This is a genomic window from Pseudomonas sp. MC6 (assembly GCF_054790575.1).
The window spans coordinates 5,979,218-5,998,696 of the sequence record NZ_CP186504.1; the positions used below are offsets into that span (position 1 = coordinate 5,979,218).

General features: G+C 58.4%; 20 protein-coding genes. 18 read left to right on the top strand and 2 right to left on the bottom strand.

All coding sequences use genetic code 11. The features are described 5' to 3' along the window. Nucleotides 1–50: 50 nt before the first annotated feature. The 5 genes from rplU (at nucleotide 51) to ACOYXE_RS26890 (ending at nucleotide 3,891) form a co-directional block, all read left to right on the top strand. Nucleotides 51–365 (top strand): 50S ribosomal protein L21, encoded by a 315-nt coding sequence (rplU, locus tag ACOYXE_RS26870; protein WP_003176051.1) that lies wholly within the window; start codon nucleotides 51–53, stop codon nucleotides 363–365. Nucleotides 366–399: 34 nt separating this feature from the next. After that, nucleotides 400–657 (top strand): 50S ribosomal protein L27, encoded by a 258-nt coding sequence (rpmA, locus tag ACOYXE_RS26875; protein WP_003176049.1) that lies wholly within the window; start codon nucleotides 400–402, stop codon nucleotides 655–657. A 193-nt stretch (nucleotides 658–850) separates the two neighbouring features. Further along, nucleotides 851–2,074 (top strand): Obg family GTPase CgtA, encoded by a 1,224-nt coding sequence (gene cgtA, locus ACOYXE_RS26880; RefSeq protein ID WP_123375908.1) that lies wholly within the window; start codon nucleotides 851–853, stop codon nucleotides 2,072–2,074. 220 nt (nucleotides 2,075–2,294) lie between these two features. Then, entirely contained in the window at nucleotides 2,295–3,413 is a 1,119-nt protein-coding gene (gene proB, locus ACOYXE_RS26885) for a glutamate 5-kinase (RefSeq protein WP_160060141.1), read from the top strand. A 10-nt stretch (nucleotides 3,414–3,423) separates the two neighbouring features. Beyond that, entirely contained in the window at nucleotides 3,424–3,891 is a 468-nt protein-coding gene (locus ACOYXE_RS26890) for a CreA family protein (protein WP_007909822.1), read from the top strand. 122 nt (nucleotides 3,892–4,013) lie between these two features. Here the strand turns inward: ACOYXE_RS26890 and rpsT are convergent, their stop codons facing one another. Continuing rightward, on the bottom strand, nucleotides 4,014–4,286 hold the full coding sequence (rpsT, locus tag ACOYXE_RS26895) for a 30S ribosomal protein S20 (protein WP_003228351.1): 273 nt from the start codon (nucleotides 4,284–4,286) through the stop codon (nucleotides 4,014–4,016). A 252-nt stretch (nucleotides 4,287–4,538) separates the two neighbouring features. On the opposite strand from rpsT, the gene murJ reads away from it, so the two are divergent. From murJ to ispH, 6 genes are all read left to right on the top strand, one after another. Further along, nucleotides 4,539–6,077: a murein biosynthesis integral membrane protein MurJ gene (murJ, locus tag ACOYXE_RS26900; protein ID WP_460926916.1), complete on the top strand. Its 1,539-nt coding sequence runs from the start codon at nucleotides 4,539–4,541 to the stop codon at nucleotides 6,075–6,077. 129 nt (nucleotides 6,078–6,206) lie between these two features. Continuing rightward, nucleotides 6,207–7,145 carry a bifunctional riboflavin kinase/FAD synthetase gene (gene ribF / locus ACOYXE_RS26905; protein ID WP_460926918.1) on the top strand — a complete coding sequence of 313 codons (939 nt, stop codon included), beginning with the start codon at nucleotides 6,207–6,209 and terminating at the stop codon, nucleotides 7,143–7,145. Nucleotides 7,146–7,158: 13 nt separating this feature from the next. Then, the gene (ileS, locus tag ACOYXE_RS26910) at nucleotides 7,159–9,990 is read left to right on the top strand and encodes an isoleucine--tRNA ligase (protein ID WP_460926920.1); all 2,832 of its coding nucleotides are present in this window, start codon (nucleotides 7,159–7,161) and stop codon (nucleotides 9,988–9,990) included. Continuing rightward, nucleotides 9,983–10,495 (top strand): signal peptidase II, encoded by a 513-nt coding sequence (lspA, locus tag ACOYXE_RS26915; protein WP_007909836.1) that lies wholly within the window; start codon nucleotides 9,983–9,985, stop codon nucleotides 10,493–10,495. Before ileS ends, lspA begins: the two co-directional genes overlap by 8 nt. A gap of 7 nt (nucleotides 10,496–10,502) precedes the next feature. Further along, a complete protein-coding gene (gene fkpB / locus ACOYXE_RS26920) occupies nucleotides 10,503–10,940 on the top strand; it encodes an FKBP-type peptidyl-prolyl cis-trans isomerase (protein ID WP_174244532.1) in 438 nt (145 codons plus the stop codon). A gap of 162 nt (nucleotides 10,941–11,102) precedes the next feature. After that, nucleotides 11,103–12,047, top strand: a complete 945-nt coding sequence (gene ispH / locus ACOYXE_RS26925; RefSeq protein WP_034153853.1) for a 4-hydroxy-3-methylbut-2-enyl diphosphate reductase — start codon at nucleotides 11,103–11,105, stop codon at nucleotides 12,045–12,047. Here ispH and ACOYXE_RS26930 read toward each other — a convergent pair. Further along, a complete protein-coding gene (locus ACOYXE_RS26930; protein ID WP_460926923.1) occupies nucleotides 12,019–12,573 on the bottom strand; it encodes a GspH/FimT family pseudopilin in 555 nt (184 codons plus the stop codon). The two genes, ispH and ACOYXE_RS26930, sit on opposite strands and share 29 nt — an antisense overlap. Nucleotides 12,574–12,703: 130 nt before the next feature. On the opposite strand from ACOYXE_RS26930, the gene ACOYXE_RS26935 reads away from it, so the two are divergent. From ACOYXE_RS26935 to thiO, 7 genes are read left to right on the top strand one after another with little or no spacing between them, the layout of a single operon-like run. Next, nucleotides 12,704–13,177, top strand: a complete 474-nt coding sequence (locus ACOYXE_RS26935; RefSeq protein ID WP_160059478.1) for a GspH/FimT family pseudopilin — start codon at nucleotides 12,704–12,706, stop codon at nucleotides 13,175–13,177. Next, complete coding sequence (gene pilV, locus ACOYXE_RS26940; protein ID WP_160059477.1) at nucleotides 13,174–13,623, top strand: type IV pilus modification protein PilV; 450 nt, start codon at nucleotides 13,174–13,176, stop codon at nucleotides 13,621–13,623. The genes ACOYXE_RS26935 and pilV overlap by 4 nt, the downstream gene beginning before the upstream one ends. Then, a complete protein-coding gene (locus tag ACOYXE_RS26945) occupies nucleotides 13,620–14,333 on the top strand; it encodes a PilW family protein (protein ID WP_405122845.1) in 714 nt (237 codons plus the stop codon). The genes pilV and ACOYXE_RS26945 overlap by 4 nt, the downstream gene beginning before the upstream one ends. An 11-nt stretch (nucleotides 14,334–14,344) precedes the next feature. Continuing rightward, complete coding sequence (locus ACOYXE_RS26950; RefSeq protein WP_160059475.1) at nucleotides 14,345–14,824, top strand: pilus assembly PilX family protein; 480 nt, start codon at nucleotides 14,345–14,347, stop codon at nucleotides 14,822–14,824. Next, a complete protein-coding gene (locus ACOYXE_RS26955; RefSeq protein WP_460926926.1) occupies nucleotides 14,811–17,894 on the top strand; it encodes a pilus assembly protein in 3,084 nt (1,027 codons plus the stop codon). Before ACOYXE_RS26950 ends, ACOYXE_RS26955 begins: the two co-directional genes overlap by 14 nt. Nucleotides 17,895–17,909: 15 nt before the next feature. Beyond that, nucleotides 17,910–18,311, top strand: coding sequence for a type IV pilin protein (locus ACOYXE_RS26960; protein ID WP_160059473.1), 402 nt, complete (start codon nucleotides 17,910–17,912; stop codon nucleotides 18,309–18,311). A 57-nt stretch (nucleotides 18,312–18,368) separates the two neighbouring features. Next, entirely contained in the window at nucleotides 18,369–19,469 is a 1,101-nt protein-coding gene (gene thiO, locus ACOYXE_RS26965) for a glycine oxidase ThiO (RefSeq protein ID WP_160059472.1), read from the top strand. Nucleotides 19,470–19,479 lie beyond the last annotated feature (10 nt).

Here is a 19,479-nt window from a genome sequence, read left to right on the forward strand (position 1 = left end):
ATACCTCTTCCTATAAAGAGCTGGGTGAGCAGGATTATCGGAGAAATACCATGTCTTATGCAGTAATCGTTACTGGCGGCAAGCAGTACAAAGTCGCCCCAGGTGAATACCTGAAGATCGAAAAACTGGAAATCGCTACCGGCGAATCCGTTACCTTTGATCGCGTTCTGTTGGTTGCCAATGGCGACGACGTGAATATCGGCGCTCCAGTTGTTGCTGGCGCTACCGTTGTGGCTGAAGTGATCTCCCAAGGTCGTCACGATAAAGTCCGCATCATCAAGTTCCGTCGCCGTAAGCACCACATGAAGCGTATGGGCCACCGCCAGTGGTACACCGAGATCAAAATCACCGGTATTCAGGCTTAATTTCAGCCTAATTCCTCACTAGGAGAATTGACTCATGGCACACAAAAAAGCTGGTGGTAGTACCCGTAACGGTCGCGACTCAGAAGCCAAACGCCTTGGCGTTAAGATGTATGGCGGCCAGAAAATCATTCCGGGCAACATCATCGTGCGTCAGCGCGGCACCCAATTCCACGCTGGCTACGGCGTTGGCATGGGTAAGGATCACACCCTCTTCGCGAAAATCGAAGGCGTGATCAAGTTTGAAGTAAAAGGCGCGTTCAACCGCCGTTACGTGAGCGTTGTCGCAGCTTAATTGCGCGATCGCTGGAAAAGCCCTGTCTCGCGACGGGGCTTTTTCGTTTGTGGGGTGAGTCTCTTGCAAAACTGTTTGTATGGGCTGTCGGCGTGCGATGCAGGTCGTGTTTTGGGGTCGCTGCGCTCATTTTTGCAAGAGTCTTATGTCTTGATTGTTTTTCGGCTCGTCCGTATGGCGAGAGGCGTTGGTTATGAAGTTTGTTGATGAAGTATCGATTCGCGTAAAGGCTGGTGACGGCGGCAATGGCGCCATGAGTTTCCGTCGGGAAAAATTCATCGAAAACGGTGGCCCGAACGGTGGTGATGGCGGTGACGGCGGTTCCATCTACATGATGGCCGATGAAAACCTCAACACCCTGGTCGACTACCGTTACACCCGGCACTTCGATGCCGAGCGTGGCTCCAACGGCGGCAGCACCGACTGCACCGGTAAAAAGGGTGAAGACCTGATTCTGCGCGTGCCGGTCGGCACCACGGTGATCGACTCCGCTACCCAGGAAGTTATCGGCGACCTGACCAAGGCTGGCCAGAAGCTGATGGTAGTGCAGGGCGGCTGGCACGGTCTGGGCAACACCCGTTTCAAATCCAGTACCAACCGTGCGCCGCGTCAGACCACACCGGGCAAGCCGGGTGAGCAGCGCGACCTGAAACTGGAAATGAAAGTACTGGCTGACGTCGGCCTGCTGGGCTTGCCGAACGCCGGTAAAAGTACCTTTATCCGTTCGGTATCGGCCGCCAAGCCGAAAGTTGCCGATTACCCGTTCACCACGCTGGTGCCGAACCTCGGTGTGGTCAGCGTCGATCGCTGGAAGAGCTTCGTCATTGCTGACATTCCGGGTCTGATCGAAGGCGCTTCCGACGGTGCTGGCCTGGGCATTCGCTTCCTTAAGCACTTGGCGCGTACGCGTCTGTTGCTGCACCTCGTCGACATGGCGCCGCTGGATGACAGTAGTGCGCCGGATGCGGCTGAAGTGATCGTCAATGAGCTGATCAAGTTCAGTCCGTCCCTGGCTGAGCGTGATCGTTGGTTGGTGCTGAACAAGTGCGACCAGATCCTCGAAGAAGATCACGATGAGCGCGTCAAGGAAATCGTTGATCGCCTGGAATGGACCGGTCCGGTTTACGTGATCTCGGCCATCGCCAAGATCGGTACCGAGCGTCTGTGCCACGACATCATGCGTTACATGGAAGATCGTGCCGATCGCCTGGCTGCCGACCCGGCGTACAAGGAAGAACTGGCCGATCTTGATCAGCGCATTGAAGACGAAGCGCGCGCGCAGCTGCAGGCGCTGGACGACAAGCGTGCCCTGCGTCGGAGCGGCGTGAAGTCGGTCCATGACATCGGCGACGATGATTGGGACGAAGAAGATGTAGATGACGAAGACGGTCCGGAAATCATTTACGTGCGTGACTGATTCGTTGGGTAGGAGCTGCCGCAGGCTGCGATCTTTTGACCTTCAGAAGATCGCTGGTGTCTGCTGAGTCTTCATCTCGGGGCGGTGTTATCATCGCTGCAAGCCGTTTTTCTAAGGCGCCGCTCAATCGAGCGGCGTTTTAGTATCTGGAAATCGCAAGTCACAAATAACGTCATGGGTGGCGCTGGGTCGCGCTGCCCTCAAGCTAAGGTTGAAGATGATGCGGAGCAAGGTGACAGGTGCGCAGCGTTGGGTCGTGAAGATCGGCAGCGCTTTGCTGACAGCGGATGGCAAAGGGCTGGATCGCGCGGCAATGAGTGTCTGGGTCGAGCAAATGGTGGCCTTGCATGAGGCTGGCGTCGAGTTGGTGTTGGTGTCCTCCGGGGCGGTGGCGGCCGGCATGAGTCGTTTGGGCTGGACCGCACGACCCAGTGCGATGCATGAGCTCCAGGCGGCTGCGGCAATTGGTCAGATGGGCTTGGTGCAGGCGTGGGAATCGAGCTTCGCCGAGCATGGCCGGCACACTGCGCAGATTCTCCTGACTCACGACGACTTGTCCGACCGCAAACGCTACCTCAACGCCCGCAGCACTTTGCGCGCATTGGTCGAGCTGAAAGTCATCCCGGTGATCAACGAAAACGACACCGTGGTCACCGACGAAATCCGTTTCGGCGACAACGATACGCTGGCGGCGCTGGTGGCGAACCTGGTCGAGGCGGATCTGCTGGTGATCCTCACTGATCGCGACGGCATGTTCGACGCCGATCCGCGTAATAACCCTGATGCGCAGATGATTTACGAGGCGCGCGCTGATGATCCGAGCCTCGATGCGGTAGCGGGCGGCACGGGTGGTGCGCTGGGGCGTGGCGGCATGCAAACCAAGTTGCGCGCGGCGCGACTGGCGGCGCGTTCCGGTGCGCACACCATTATTGTCGGTGGGCGTCTTGAGCGAGTGCTTGATCGCCTGAAGGCGGGTGAGCGTATCGGCACGCTGCTGTCGCCCGAGCGCGGCATGCTCGCGGCGCGCAAGCAATGGCTGGCCGGGCATTTGCAGACTCGCGGCACGTTGGTGCTGGATGATGGTGCGGTGTCGGCGTTGTCCAAGGGCAACAAAAGCCTGCTGCCTGTCGGAGTGAAGTTGGTGCAGGGCAGTTTCCGACGCGGCGAAATGGTGGTCTGTGTGGCGCCTGATGGTCGTGAGATTGCCCGAGGTCTGGCTAACTACAGCGCGCTGGAAGCACAAAAAATTATCGGTCAGTCGTCGGATGCGATTGTCGGTTTGCTCGGTTACATGGCGGAGCCAGAACTGGTTCACCGTGACAACCTGATTCTGGTTTAAGGAAAACTCCATGCGTTTAGCGAAAGGATTGTTGGGCTTGCTGATGGCAATGCCATTGCTGGCCTCGGCCGAAGAAATCGGTCAGGTGTCTACGGTGTTCAAGTTTGTCGGCCCGAACGACCGCATTGTGGTCGAGGCTTTCGATGATCCGAAAGTTGAAGGGGTGACCTGCTACCTGTCGCGCGCCAAGACTGGCGGTGTGAAGGGTGGTCTCGGTCTGGCTGAGGATCGCGCCGAAGCTTCGATCGCCTGTCGCCAGGTTGGCCCGATCAAGTTCAAGGGTGATCTGAAGGATGGCGATGAGGTGTTCAAGGAGCGCACTTCGTTGGTATTCAAGACCATGCAGGTGGTGCGATTCCTCGACAAGAAACGCAACACGCTGGTGTACCTGGTCTACAGCGACCGCTTGATCGAAGGCAGTCCGCAGAATGCCGTGACCGCCATCCCGATCCTGCCATGGGTGCCGGTCCAGCAATAACGCCGCAAAACCAACTGTAGGGGTGAGCAGGCTCACTCCTATATTTTTTTTTGCGCTGGATTTACTAAATCACAGGCAATAAAAAACCGACCCTAAGGTCGGTTTTTTAATGACTACGTCGATTAAGCGGCTTCTTTCAGCGCTTTGACGTGGCCATTCAGACGGCTCTTATGACGAGCAGCCTTGTTCTTGTGGATGATGCCTTTATCGGCCATACGGTCGATAACTGGCACAGCCAGAACGTATGCAGCTTGAGCTTTTTCAGCGTCTTTTGCGTCGATGGCTTTAACTACATTCTTGATGTAGGTGCGAACCATGGAACGCAGGCTGGCGTTGTGGCTGCGACGCTTCTCAGCCTGTTTTGCACGTTTTTTGGCGGAAGGTGAGTTGGCCACCGTCGAGCTCCTCGAAAGACTTTTTAGGAAATAGCAAACAAAATAGGCCGCGAATCATGCCGATGAGTTGAAGTCTTGTCAAGGGCACTTGAAACGTTCCGCTAAGTGGTAGGTATAAAGAGGCGGGATATTTATTTCCGGCGCTTGACCTGTAAACTCGCGAGCTTTGGCTCTGTGCTGCTGCGGCGCGGAGTATCGCACAAGTAGGCGCTTTGTTCGCCTGCTGTTTATCGACAGGCACAAATTCCCTCAATGAATCTGCTCAAATCGTTGGCCGCCGTCAGCTCTATCACGATGCTTTCCCGGATTCTGGGGTTTGTCCGTGACACGCTGATTGCTCGTACATTCGGCGCCGGGATGGCGACGGACGCCTTCTTTATTGCCTTCAAATTGCCCAATCTGCTGCGCAGGATTTTTGCCGAGGGCGCTTTCTCTCAGGCTTTTGTACCGATTCTTGCTGAATACAAAAGCCAGCAGGGCGAAGAGGCGACTCGTACTTTCATTGCTTACGTTTCGGGCTTGCTGACGCTGGTGTTAGCGGTAGTCACTGCGTTGGGCATGATCGCCGCGCCCTGGGTGATCTGGGCCACGGCCCCGGGTTTTACCGATACGCCGGAAAAATTCCAGCTCACTTCCGATCTGCTGCGGGTGACCTTCCCCTATATATTGCTGATCTCCCTGTCCTCGTTGGCGGGCGCGATTCTCAATACCTGGAACCGTTTCTCGGTGCCGACCTTCGTGCCTACTCTGCTGAACGTCAGCATGATCGTGTTTTCGCTGTTTCTCACGCCGTACTTTGACCCGCCGGTGATGGCGCTGGGCTGGGCGGTGCTGGTCGGTGGTCTGGCGCAGTTGCTCTATCAACTGCCGCACCTGAAAAAGATCGGCATGCTGGTGCTGCCGCGCCTCAATCTGCGTGATACCGGCGTCTGGCGCGTGATGAAACAGATGCTGCCGGCGATTCTCGGCGTGTCGGTCAGCCAGATCTCGCTGATCATCAACACCATCTTCGCCTCGTTTCTGGTCGCAGGCTCAGTGTCGTGGATGTATTACGCCGACCGCTTGATGGAGTTGCCTTCCGGCGTACTCGGCGTGGCATTAGGGACGATTCTGCTGCCAACATTGGCTAAAACCTATGCAAGCAAGGACCGCCACGAGTATTCGCGGATTCTCGATTGGGGTCTGCGTTTGTGCTTTGTATTGGTGCTGCCATGCTCGCTGGCGCTGGGGATTCTCGCTGAGCCGCTGACTGTTTCGCTGTTTCAGTACGGGCAGTTCAGTGGTTTCGACGCTGAAATGACTCAGCGTGCGCTGATTGCTTATTCTGTTGGCTTACTCGGGATAATCGTGATCAAAGTGCTCGCCCCGGGCTTTTATGCGCAACAGAACATCCGTACGCCGGTGAAAATAGCAATCTTCACGCTGGTGGTTACCCAGTTGTTCAACCTGGTGCTGATTGGCCCTCTGGCTCACGCCGGTCTGGCCCTGGCGATCAGTGCCGGTGCCTGTCTCAACGCTGGGTTGTTGTTCTATCAACTGCGCAAACAACAGATGTATCAGCCGCAGCCGGGCTGGGCCAGGTTCGGATTCAAACTGGTTATCGCCGTGGCGGTGATGTCGGCAGTGTTGCTGCTCGGCATGCATTTCATGCCAGCGTGGGATCAAGGGCACATGCTTGAGCGCTTCCTGCGTCTGGGCGCATTGGTCGCGGCGGGCGTGGTGTCCTATTTCGGTATGTTGCTGCTGCTCGGTTTCCGCTTGCGTGACTTCAATCGCAAGGCCTTGAGCTGAGGTTTTACCCTATATAAACAGGCGCGGGCCGGCAGTTTTGTCGGCTCGTTCACTTTGCGTTACGGTGTTGCCTGTCGTCGGCCGTCGGGTGTGGTTATAATCGACCACTTTATGAGCAAGAAGCGCGTTATGCAGCTGGTTCGAGGCCTCCACAACTTGCGCCCCCAGCATCGGGGCTGCGTCGCCACTATTGGCAACTTTGACGGTGTTCACCGTGGTCACCAGGCTATCCTGGCCCGACTGCGTGAGCGTGCGCTCGAGTTGGGCGTACCCAGCTGCGTGGTGATTTTCGAGCCGCAGCCACGGGAATTCTTTGCCCCCGAGACCGCGCCGGCGCGTCTGGCCCGGTTGCGCGACAAGCTGCAACTGCTGGCCGCCGAAGGCGTCGACCGGGTGTTGTGCCTGGCCTTCAACCAGCGTCTGAGCAAACTCAGCGCCAGTGAATTCGTCGACACCATCCTCGTTGATGGCCTCGGCGTGCAGCATCTGGAAGTCGGTGACGATTTCCGTTTTGGTTGCGACCGTCTCGGCGATTTTGACTTCCTGTTGCAGGCCGGGCAGATGCACGGTTTTACCGTCGAAGCCGCGCAAACCGTCGAGCTGGACGGGATTCGCGTCAGCAGCACGCAAGTGCGCAACGCGCTGGCCGCCGCCGATTTTGCCTTGGCCGAACGTTTGCTCGGCCGCCCGTACCGCATTGTCGGTCGAGTGCTGCACGGCCAGAAACTGGCCCGGCAACTGGGTACGCCCACTGCCAACATTCAACTCAAGCGTCGTCGCGTGCCGTTCACCGGGGTGTATCTGGTGAATGTCGATATCGACGGCAAGACCTGGCCTGGTGTCGCCAATATCGGCGTGCGGCCCACAGTGCAAGGTGATGGCAAGGCCCACCTTGAAGTCCATCTTTTAGATTTTGCCGGCGATCTGTATGACCGGCGTTTGACGGTGGTTTTCCACCAAAAGCTGCGTGAAGAGCAGCGCTTCGCCTCCCTGGAGGCATTGAAAACGGCGATCAATGCGGATGTCGCCACCGCCCGTGCACTAGCCGCACCTAGCGCCCATCGCTAATGAAGAGCCTTAAATGACCGACTATAAAGCCACGCTTAACCTTCCGGACACCGCCTTCCCAATGAAGGCCGGCCTGCCACAGCGCGAACCGCAGATCCTGCAGCGCTGGGACAGTATTGGCCTGTACGGAAAGTTGCGCGAGATTGGCAAGGATCGTCCGAAGTTCGTTCTGCATGACGGCCCTCCGTATGCCAACGGCACGATCCACATCGGTCACGCACTGAACAAGATTCTCAAGGACATGATCATCCGCTCGAAGACCCTGTCGGGCTTCGACGCGCCGTACGTTCCGGGTTGGGACTGCCACGGCCTGCCGATCGAGCACAAGGTTGAAGTGACCCACGGCAAAAATCTGGGCGCGGACAAGACCCGCGAACTGTGCCGTGCCTACGCCACCGAGCAGATCGAAGGGCAGAAGTCCGAATTCATCCGTCTCGGCGTGCTGGGCGACTGGGCCAACCCGTACAAGACCATGGATTTCAAGAACGAGGCCGGTGAAATCCGCGCTTTGGCTGAAATCGTCAAGGGCGGTTTCGTGTTCAAGGGCCTCAAGCCTGTGAACTGGTGCTTCGACTGCGGTTCGGCCCTGGCTGAAGCGGAAGTCGAGTACGAGAACAAGAAATCCTCGACCATCGACGTCGCCTTCCCGATCGCTGACGAAGCCAAACTGGCTGCCGCGTTCGGTCTGCCGTCGCTGGGCAAGCCTGCGTCGATCGTGATCTGGACCACCACCCCGTGGACCATCCCGGCCAACCAGGCGCTGAACGTGCACCCGGAATTCAACTACGCGCTGGTTGATGTCGGCGACAAGCTACTGGTGCTGGCTGAAGAGCTGGTTGAAGCTTGCCTTGCTCGTTACAGCCTGGAAGGTTCGGTCATCGCCACTACCACCGGCAAAGAGCTGGAGCTGATCAACTTCCGTCACCCGTTCTATGATCGTCTGTCGCCTGTGTACCTGGCTGACTACGTCGAACTGGGCGCTGGTACCGGCGTGGTTCACTCCGCTCCGGCCTACGGCGTGGACGACTTCGTGACCTGCAAAAAGTACGGCATGGTCAACGACGACATCCTCAATCCAGTACAAAGCAACGGCGTTTATGTGCCGTCGCTGGAGTTCTTCGGCGGCCAGTTTATCTGGAAGGCCAACCCGGCCATCGTCGACAAGCTGACCGAAGTCGGTGCGTTGATGCACACCACCGTCATCGAACACAGCTACATGCACTGCTGGCGCCACAAGACTCCGCTGATCTACCGCGCCACCGCGCAGTGGTTCATTGGTATGGACAAAGAGCCAACCAGCGGCGACACCCTGCGTGTGCGCTCGCTCAAAGCCATTGAAGATACCAAGTTCGTCCCGGCCTGGGGCCAGGCGCGTCTGCACTCGATGATTGCCAACCGCCCGGACTGGTGCATCTCGCGTCAACGCAACTGGGGCGTGCCGATTCCGTTCTTCCTCAACAAGGAAAGCGGCGAACTGCACCCACGTACCGTCGAGCTGATGGAAGAAGTCGCCAAGCGCGTTGAAGTCGAAGGCATCGAAGCCTGGTTCAAGATGGACGCTGCCGAGCTGCTCGGTGACGAAGCGCCGCTGTACGACAAGATCAGCGACACCCTCGACGTCTGGTTCGATTCGGGGACCACGCACTGGCACGTCCTGCGCGGTTCGCACCCGATGGGCCACGAGAGCGGCCCGCGTGCCGATCTCTACCTGGAAGGTTCCGACCAGCACCGTGGCTGGTTCCACTCGTCGCTGCTGACCGGTTGCGCTATCGACAACCACGCGCCATACCGCGAACTGCTGACCCACGGTTTCACCGTCGACGAGGCCGGTCGCAAGATGTCCAAGTCACTGGGCAACGTGATCGCGCCGCAGAAAGTCAACGACACCCTCGGCGCCGACATCATGCGTCTGTGGGTTGCATCGACCGACTACTCCGGCGAGATGGCGGTTTCCGACCAGATTCTGCAACGCAGTGCGGACGCCTATCGTCGTATCCGTAACACCGCGCGCTTCCTGCTTTCGAACCTGAGCGGTTTCAACCCGGCCACCGACATCCTGCCGGCTGAAGAAATGCTCGCGCTGGATCGTTGGGCGGTCGACCGCACCTTGCTGCTGCAACGCGAGCTGCAAGAGCACTACGGCGAATACCGTTTCTGGAACGTCTACTCGAAGATCCACAACTTCTGCGTGCAGGAGCTGGGTGGTTTCTACCTCGACATCATCAAGGACCGTCAGTACACCACTGGCGCCAACAGCAAGGCCCGCCGTTCGGCGCAAACCGCGCTGTTCCACATCTCCGAAGCGCTGGTGCGCTGGATCGCGCCGATCCTCGCTTTCACCGCCGACGAACTGTGGGAATACCTGCCGGGCGAGCGTAACGAGTCGGTGATGCTCAACACCTGGTACGAAGGCCTGACCGAACTGCCGGCTGACGTTGAACTTGGCCGCGACTACTGGGAACGCGTCATGGCGGTCAAGGTAGCGGTCAACAAAGAAATGGAAATCCAGCGCGCAGCGAAAGCGGTCGGTGGCAACCTGCAAGCCGAAGTGACCCTGTACGCCGAAGACGCCCTGAGCTCCGACCTGGCCAAACTGAGCAACGAACTGCGCTTTGTTCTGATCACTTCGACTGCCAGCGTTGCGCCGTTCGTTCAGGCTCCGGCCGATGCGGTAGTGACTGAAGTCAGCGGCCTGAAGCTGAAGATCGTCAAATCGGCCTTCCCGAAGTGCGCCCGTTGCTGGCACTGCCGCGAAGACGTCGGTGTGAACCCGGAGCATCCGGAAATCTGCGGTCGTTGCGTCGACAACATCAGCGGCGCTGGCGAGGTTCGTCACTATGCCTAATGCCGTTGGCCGTTTTGGACGGTTGAGCTGGCTGTGGTTGAGTTTGCTGGTTCTGGTCATCGACCAGGCCAGCAAGTTCTACTTCGAAGGCAAGCTCGAAATGTTCCAGCAGATCGTGATCATTCCTGATTACTTCAGCTGGACCCTGGCTTACAACACCGGTGCGGCGTTCAGCTTCCTGGCTGACAGTTCCGGCTGGCAGCGCTGGTTGTTCGCCCTGATCGCGATTGTGGTCAGTGCGGTGCTGGTGGTCTGGCTCAAGCGCCTGGGCCGCAACGAAACCTGGCTGGCCGTCGCTTTGGCGCTGGTGCTGGGTGGTGCGCTAGGCAATCTGTATGACCGCATTGCCTTGGGCCATGTGATCGATTTCATTCTGGTGCACTGGCAGAACCGCTGGTACTTCCCGGCGTTCAACTTCGCTGACAGCGCCATCACTGTTGGTGCGGTGATGCTGGCACTGGATATGTTCAAAAGTAAAAAGACCGGAGAAGCCGTTCATGACTGAACAGGTATTGGCTGAGCAACGCATCGGCCAGAACACGGAAGTCACCTTGCACTTTGCATTGCGCCTGGAGAACGGCGACACCGTCGATAGTACGTTCGACAAAGCCCCGGCGACCTTCAAGGTCGGCGACGGCAACCTGCTGCCGGGTTTTGAAGCGGCGCTGTTCGGCTTCAAGGCCGGCGACAAGCGCACGCTGACCGTCGAGCCGGAAAACGCTTTCGGTCAGCCAAACCCGCAGAACGTGCAGATCATCCCGCGTTCGCAGTTCGTCGATATGGAGTTGTCACCGGGTTTGCTGGTGATCTTCAATGATGCGGCCAATACTGAGCTGCCGGGTGTGGTGAAAGAGTTCGACGACACGCAAGTGACCATCGACTTCAATCACCCGCTGTCGGGCAAGACGCTGACCTTTGACGTGGAAATCATTTCCGTCAAAGCGCTGTAACTGACCGCACACGGGTCAAAATGTGGGAGCGAGCCTGCTCGCGAATGCTGACTGACATTCAACATAGCTGTTGTCTGACACACTGCCTTCGCGAGCAGGCTCGCTCCCACAATGTTTTCCACCGTTTTCGCTATTTCTTGCGCGCAAGACACGAGGCACAGCATGCAAATCAAACTCGCCAACCCCCGTGGCTTCTGCGCCGGCGTGGACCGGGCGATCGAAATCGTCAACCGCGCCCTGGAAGTCTTCGGGCCACCGATCTATGTGCGCCATGAAGTGGTGCACAACAAGTTCGTCGTTGAAGACCTGCGCAGCCGCGGGGCGATCTTCGTCGAAGAGCTGGATCAGGTGCCGGACGACGTCATCGTGATCTTCAGCGCCCACGGCGTCTCTCAAGCCGTGCGTACCGAAGCCGCCGGCCGTGGCCTGAAAGTATTCGACGCCACTTGCCCGCTGGTGACCAAGGTGCACATTGAGGTGGCTAAATACAGCCGCGACGGTCGTGAGTGCATTCTGATCGGCCACGCCGGTCACCCGGAAGTCGAAGGCACCATGGGCCAGTACGACGGCAGCAATGGCGGCGCGATTTACCTCGTCGAAGACGAGAAAGACGTGGCCGAGTTGCAGGTGCACAACCCGGAAAAACTGGCTTTCGTGACTCAGACGACGCTGTCGATGGACGATACCAGTCGTGTCATCGATGCCTTGCGCACGCGCTTCCCGGCCATCGGCGGTCCGCGCAAGGACGACATTTGCTACGCCACGCAAAACCGTCAGGACGCGGTCAAGCAACTGGCTGACGAGTGCGACGTGGTGCTGGTGGTCGGCAGCCCGAACAGCTCCAACTCCAATCGTCTGCGTGAACTCGCCGAGCGCATGGCCACACCGGCCTACCTGATCGACGGTGCCGAAGATCTGCAAAAGAGCTGGTTCGATGGCGTTGAGCGTATCGGCATCACCGCCGGTGCCTCCGCGCCGGAAGTGCTGGTGCGCGGCGTGATTCAGCAATTGCAGGCCTGGGGTGCCACTGGTGCCGATGAGCTGGCCGGTCGCGAAGAGAACATCACGTTCTCGATGCCTAAAGAGCTGCGCGTACGTTCGATCTGACGTTTTCGGTTTTTTGACACAGCGCCTGCTCAGTCTCTTGGCTGTTCAGGCGCACGCGACCGGTCGCCGCCAGCACAATCTGGCGCTGACTGACCGGCTCGCGAGCCGAGCAGACGTGTAATGTCCCTGCCTGAAACGCACGCCCGGGCATCAGCGGTTGTCCCAGGCTGCTGAAGCGTACGTAACGACTCACCGACCAATTGCCGACAATCGGCACCTGCGTGTCACTCGCACGCTCTTGCAGCAACGGATTGCTGCTGTCCTTCGGCCCTTTGCCGCTGATATCCAGAATGATCCGCCAGCCCTGACTCCAGTCGCCGTTGATGCCATGAATCACCACGCTCTGATTGCGCGTGATGGCCAGTGTGCGAGCGTTACGCAGGCCGTCGAGCAAGGATTGCGCAGCCTGGTCCCGATGGTTCGATTCTCTGAATGTGGCAAACGCCGGACTGACCAGCAGCAGAACAATTACGCCAATCGCCAGTCCCATAAGCAGTTCGATCAGGCTGAACCCCTGTTGCGGCATGAAAACTCCCTCCGTGGAGTGTGATGAACGGCGCACTCGGGGTGCCGGGCAGGGCCAATCAACCGACGCGGGTCGGTTGAATGTTCTAGCGTGTAGAAGCAGGTATAGCCGACGGCAACGGAGGGCATCGATGGATCTTCGTACAAAAGGTTTCACGCTGATCGAGTTGTTGGTTGCGGTCGCGATCTTCGTGATCCTGATCACTCTGGCGGTGCCGGCGTTCACCCGTTCGGTACAGGGCAGCAAGGCCGATACCGAAATGGGCGACCTGCAACGGGCAATCAATTTCGCCAGGCTCGAAGCCATCAACCGTGGCACCACCCTGCGCCTGCGCCCGACCGCTGGCGGCAGCGTCTGGAACGGTGAACTGGCGGTCTATGACAGTACTGGCACTCCGGCCAATGTGTTGCGGGTTGTTCCCGCAATGAGCAGCGGCGCAACTCTGACGCTAACCTCAGGAGTGACCGCACTGGATTTCAACAACCTCGGCGGTCTGGCAGCACCGTCGACGGCGGTGGTCATCAGTTACACGTTGGGAACGCAAAGCAGGACGCTGAACGTGTGTTTGAACGGACGAATTCAATTGGGTGGAACTTGCGGATGAGGGCAGGGAGTCAACACGCACAGCAGGGTATGACGCTGATCGAAGTGCTGGTCGCGTTGCTGATTCTGACGGTCGGGCTGCTGGGGGCGGCGGCCGTACAACTGAATGCGCTGAAGTACACCGACAGTTCACGGATGACCAGTCAGGCCAGTTTCATCGCCTACGACATGATGGACCGCATCCGCGCCAACTCTGGCGCCGACTACACCGTCACACCTCCGGCCTCGGGCAATCTCAGCGTTGCGCGGGATCAGGATCTCTACGATTTTTCGACCAATATCATCAATTTCGGCGGGCCGACGGCGACCGGCAGCATCACCCTCAATCAGCGGGTCTACACCATAACGATCACCTGGAGCGATGCACGGGCAGCCAACACCGCCAGCGCTCAACGCAGTTTCGTCCTGAGCAGTCGCGCCGCAGTCGACCCGGTGGCCACACCATGAAGCGCCATCAGCGTGGATTCGGTCTGATCGAATTACTTATCGCTTTGGCATTGGGGCTGATCGTGGTGCTGGGCGTGGTGCAGATTTTCATCGCGGCGAAAAATACCTATGTCAGCCAGAACAGTGCCGCCGCGATGCAGGAAGATGCGCGGTTCGTGTTGAGCAAAATGATTCAGGAAATTCGCATGGTCGGGATGTTCGGCTGTCTGGGCACTATCCTCGATTCGAGCTCCGCGGGCGACTTCAACGCTGCGCAGGTCATGCCGATCAGTTGGGACAATGCCAACCTGAAGCTGACGTTGGTCACCGCCGATATCGGCAGCGGCGGGGGCACCCCGACCTGGACGGTGATTTCCGATTGCCGCAACAATGCGACGGCCTATACCGGCTTGCGTTCTCCGGCGAGCGGGCAGATCGCGTTCCCGATCCGGCGTCTGATCTACAGCTTCAGCAACAATCAGATTCTCATGGGCACCGGCAGCGGCAATCCTGCGCAGCAGGTGCTGGTGAACAACGTCAGTGCGTTCACCGTGATGTTCGGTCTGGCCAGTTCGGCAACGGATGTGGCCGCTTCGACTTACAGCGCCAACCCCAGTGATCCGGCGCGCATCCGCAGTGTGCGCCTGAGCCTGACCCTCACCGACCCGAACAACCGGGTGCGCAATCAAACCTTCAACGTGGTTGCCGCTTTGCGCAACCGCTTGCAGTGAGGGGCGCGGCGATGAGGATGACTCTCCACACCCGTCAGGCGCAGCACGGCATGGTCTTGCTGGTCAGTCTGGTATTCCTGTTGTTGCTGACCCTGATTGGTCTGTCGTCGATGCAGAGCGCCAACCTGCAGGAAAAAATGGCCGGCAGCGTGAGCCTGCGCAATCAATCGTTCCAGACTGCTGAAGCGGCGTTGCGCATTGGCGAAAGTGCGGTGCAACTGGACAGTTATTCGTTGGCTGTGTGCAGCGGTATCACGCAATGCGCGCCGCCAGCGGAGTCCTCGGTGGTCAGCGCTGCGGGGCTCAATTCGACCTCCGGGGTGACGTGGATCGCCGCCGGCAATGGTTTCTATGGTGTGCAGAATATCGGCACCACGTTGACGGCGGTGAATGTGCCGAGCAATACCTCGGCGACGTTGTATCGGATTACAGCGGTCGGCATCGCCGGCACTTCGCGTAGCGTGGTGGAGAGTGTTTATGCGAAGTATTGAGCGCTGCATGTCTCTGCTGATCGGCGTGCTGCTGAGCTTTTATCTGGCGGCACCGGCGTATGCGTTCACGCCCTCCGATTCACCGCTGTTGAGTGCGGCGGCGGTGCCACCCAACGTCATGCTGCTGATCGACGATTCGGGGAGTATGAACAGCATTATTTATGCGGCCGGATTCGATCCGACGGCTGATCGCACGCCGGCTCGGCAATGCAACGCCTTGCTGGGCTTGTGCCTGAGTTCGACGACGATCACCGGCGACACGATCTTTCTGTCGAGCCTGCCGACATCAGGCTGTTCCGGCGGCGCCTATGCGTTCTACAACAACAGTCTTGCGCCGTTGTGTCTGAAGCTGCCCGATCCGGTGGGCAGCGGCAACACGCGTTATTCCGGGGATTACATTTCCTATGTGGTCGGCCTGGCTATCAACAACGGCACGCGCGATTTCACCACCGGGGTGATTCCCAACGACTATCGCATCAACGTCGCACGCAATGTCTCCACTGCGCTGGTAAGCAGTAACCGAACGTTGCGTATCGGCCTGTCGACGTTCAATCCGGCCACCAGCAACAACTCGGGGAATGGTGGTTTCATTGCCCGTGCGATCAGCGATCTGTCACCGGTGTCCGGCAGCGTGACTCAGGCCCAGGCTGACGCCAACTACAACGCGCTGACCTCCTCGATCAACGGCTTGAGCGCCGTGGCCAACACACCGTTGGCAGAAACCTATTACGAGATCACTCGCTACATGCGCGGCATGGCGCCGTACTACAACAGCACGCCGAGCACCTATACCAGCCCGATTCAGTACCGCTGTCAGAAGAACTATGGTGTGGTGATAACCGATGGCTTGCCGACTTTCGACCGAACCTTCCCGACTAACGACCCGTTGGGCGGCAGCCGTTTGCCGAACTGGGATGGCGTCAACAATGACGGCAACAACCTCAATGGCGACAACGAAGGGGATACGCTGTATCTGGATGACATCGCCAAGTTTGCCTTTGACATCGACATGCGTTCGACCGGTACGGACGCGGCGGGCAAGAGCTGGAACGCGGTGGATTTTCCCAAGCAGAACATGAACACCTACACAGTAGGGTTCGCTGCGGATAACGACATGTTGTCTGACGCCGCCAGTTATGGGCAGGGCAAGTATTACCAGGCGACCGACAGCACGGGTCTTAACGCAGTCTTGTCGTCGGCGTTGAGTGACATCACCTCCAAGGCTGGCTCCGGCGGCGCAGCTGTTGCCAGCGTTGGCACACTCACCAGTGGCAGCAGTTTTTACCAAACCACTTATGATCCCAAGGATTGGCGAGGCACCATCAAGTCTTTCGGTTTTACGTCGGCCGGGGTTGTGAATACTTCGACCGCACTCTGGACGACTGACACAACCATAGTGCCGGGGGCGACTGCGCCGACGTACCAATCATGGAACACCACGAGCAGCGCCGCCGTGACGCTGACTTACGGTAACTTTTCCCCTGCGCAGCAGACGACAATCAGCCAGAGTCTGCCCACGGGTATTACCGGCAATGACCTGGTGGAGTGGAGCAAAGGCACCAACAAAACCGGGCTTAAGGTACGCAATGTTTTGCTCGGCGATATCATCAACTCTCCACTGGTGTTGGCGTCGCCTTCAGATAAAACCGCTTCCGATTTGTCCGGCGATAGCACTTACACCTCTTACCTGACCACTAAAGCGGCGAACATGAACCCCAGTCTGGTGGTGAATGCCAACGACGGATTCGTCAGCGTTATCAATTCGTCCAACGGCACACGCCGCTACGCCTATATGCCCTCAAGCGTATTGCCGTCTTTGCGGTTGATTGCCGATCCCTTGTACATCAACGGTGTCAGCCACAAGTTTTTGGTGGACGGTCAAGTTGGGGTGTTCGACGCGCAATCCGGCACGGCCTGGAAAACTCTCGCCATTGGCGGCACCGGTGCCGGTGGTAAAACCTTTTATGGGCTGCAACTGTTTGATGCCTCTGCGGGCAACGTGATCAAGGCTTTGTGGGAGGTCAGCGCGCCGGCCACCGCCAGTACTGCAAACGTATTCAATGATCTGGGTTACGCCTACGCCCGCCCGGAAGTGGCACGCTTGGCCAATGGGCGTTGGGCTACCTTCATTGCCAATGGCTACGGCAGCAATTCAGGCGTAGCGGCCCTTTACGTGCTGGACGCGCTTGACGGTTCGTTGATCAAGAAAGTCGTTATCGACAGCACCGAAACCACCAACGGTTTGTCTTCGGTAAAACTCAAGGTCAACTCGCAGAATGTCGTGCAGGCCGCTTACGGCGGCGACTTGAAAGGGCGGTTGTGGAAATTCGATCTGAGCGCGACATCGACGGACAGCTGGGGCGTGGCGTTTTCCGGTAAACCGCTGTTCACCACGGCGGGCGGGGCGACACAGCCGATTACCGCGCAGCCGCTGCTGGCGGATAACGCATTGGGCGGCAAACAGATCTTTGTCGGCACCGGCAAATTCAATGAAACGGCCGACAAGACCAACAAGGATTTGCAGGCGTTCTATTCGGTATGGGATGCCGATGGCGGTTCAGGGAACATCACCGTCAGCAGTTTGCAGGCGCAGGCGATTACCGGATCATTTTCTGGCAGCTCCGGGCAGTTTCTGACCACGACGCAAAATGACACGACATATCCTGGGGAGAAGGGCTGGTACCTGCCATTGGTCTACAACAACGTGTTGACCGGGGAACGGGTGATCAATCAAGCGAATATCGTGCTTGGCCGTATCGTCTTCACCACGGCCATTGTCGATACCACCGATCCTTGTGCGAGTTTTGGTACGGGCAAGTTGGTCGAACTCGAGGCGTTCAGCGGTAAGATGCTCAACTATGCGGTGATTGATACCGGTGGCGATAGTTTGGTCGACAGCAATGACTCAATCTCCAGCGGCGTGAGTTTCGCTGACGGCATTCCGAACGTGGCGTTTATAAACCCGAATGCTACGAAAAAGGGAGTGAATGACACCAGTGGAAAACTCACGATAATCAATGAAAAGGGCGGCGGTGGCAGCCGTCGTATCATGTGGCGACAAATACAGTAAGTGAGAGTTTGAGGCATGCGCAGATCCAACCGTGGTTTCACCCTGATCGAAATCATGATCGTGATTGCGATCATCGGGATCGTCATCACCATCGCCGCACCGAGTTATACCGAGTACCTGAAAAAGGGCCGCCGCGCCGAAGTGGTATCGCTGCTCTCGGAGCAGGCACAGAGCCTCGAGCGTTTCTACACCAAGAACAATGTCTACACCGGCATCACCGGTCTGAGCACGGGTAATGATTTCTACACCCTTACCCCGACCGTCGCTGACCAGACTTTCCTGCTGACCGCTACCCGTAAAGCGGGTACCTCCATGGCCACCGACAAGTGCGGGGATTTCACCCTGACCAACACCGGTGTCCGCAGCATGAACAACGCGACCACCGGGCTGACCACCAAGGATTGCTGGGGCCGCTGAGGCGCTTACTTTCGGGTGCCTTTTGCGCCTACTGTCTTTTTTACGGTTGGAACAAACATGACCAGGCAACAGCAAGTGGTGATTGTCGGTGGCGGGGTGATTGGCCTGCTGACCGCCTACAACCTCGCCTCCGAAGTACGCAGCGTGGTGCTGCTCGATCGCTCGAACCTCGGCCAGGAATCGTCCTGGGCGGGCGGCGGTATCGTTTCGCCGTTGTATCCGTGGCGCTACAGCCCGGCGGTTACCGCACTGGCGCACTGGTCGCAGGACTTTTATCCACAGCTCGGCGAGCGTTTGTTTGCCGATACCGGGGTTGATCCTGAAGTTCATACCACCGGCCTGTACTGGCTGGACCTGGACGATGAAGCCGAGGCACTGGCGTGGGCCGATCGGGAAAATCGCCCGTTGCGGGCTGTGGATATCTCGGCGGCGCATGATGCGGTGCCGGTGCTCGGTGGCGGGTTCGCGCGGGCGATCTACATGGCCGATGTCGCCAACGTACGCAATCCGCGTCTGGTGAAGTCGCTGAAAGCGGCGTTGCAGGCACTGCCGAACGTGACGATTCACGAACAGTGCGAGGTCAGCGGGTTCGTCCGTGAGGGCGCGCAGGTCGTCGGTGTCGAAACCTCCAACGGCGTGATCAAAGGTGATCAGGTCGTGCTGACGGCCGGTGCGTGGAGCGGCGATCTACTCAAGACGCTGGATCTGACGCTGCCGGTCGAACCAGTCAAAGGCCAGATGATTCTCTACAAGTGCGCAGCGGACTTTTTGCCGAGCATGGTCTTGGCCAAGGGTCGTTATGCGATTCCACGTCGTGACGGGCATATCCTGATCGGCAGCACGCTGGAGCACGAAGGTTACGACAAGACGCCGACCGATGTGGCGCTGGAAAGTCTCAAGGCTTCGGCAGTGGAGTTATTGCCAGCGTTGGCCGATGCCGAAGTGGTCGGGCACTGGGCGGGGTTGCGTCCGGGGTCGCCGGAGGGCATTCCGTATATTGGCCGGGTGCCGGGGTTTGACGGGTTGTGGCTGAACTGCGGGCATTACCGCAATGGGCTGGTGCTGGCGCCGGCGTCGTGCCAGTTGTTTGCCGATGTGATGCTGGGAAGGGCGCCGATTATTGATCCGGCGCCGTATGCGCCCGAGGGCCGGATTTAGTCAGGTATAT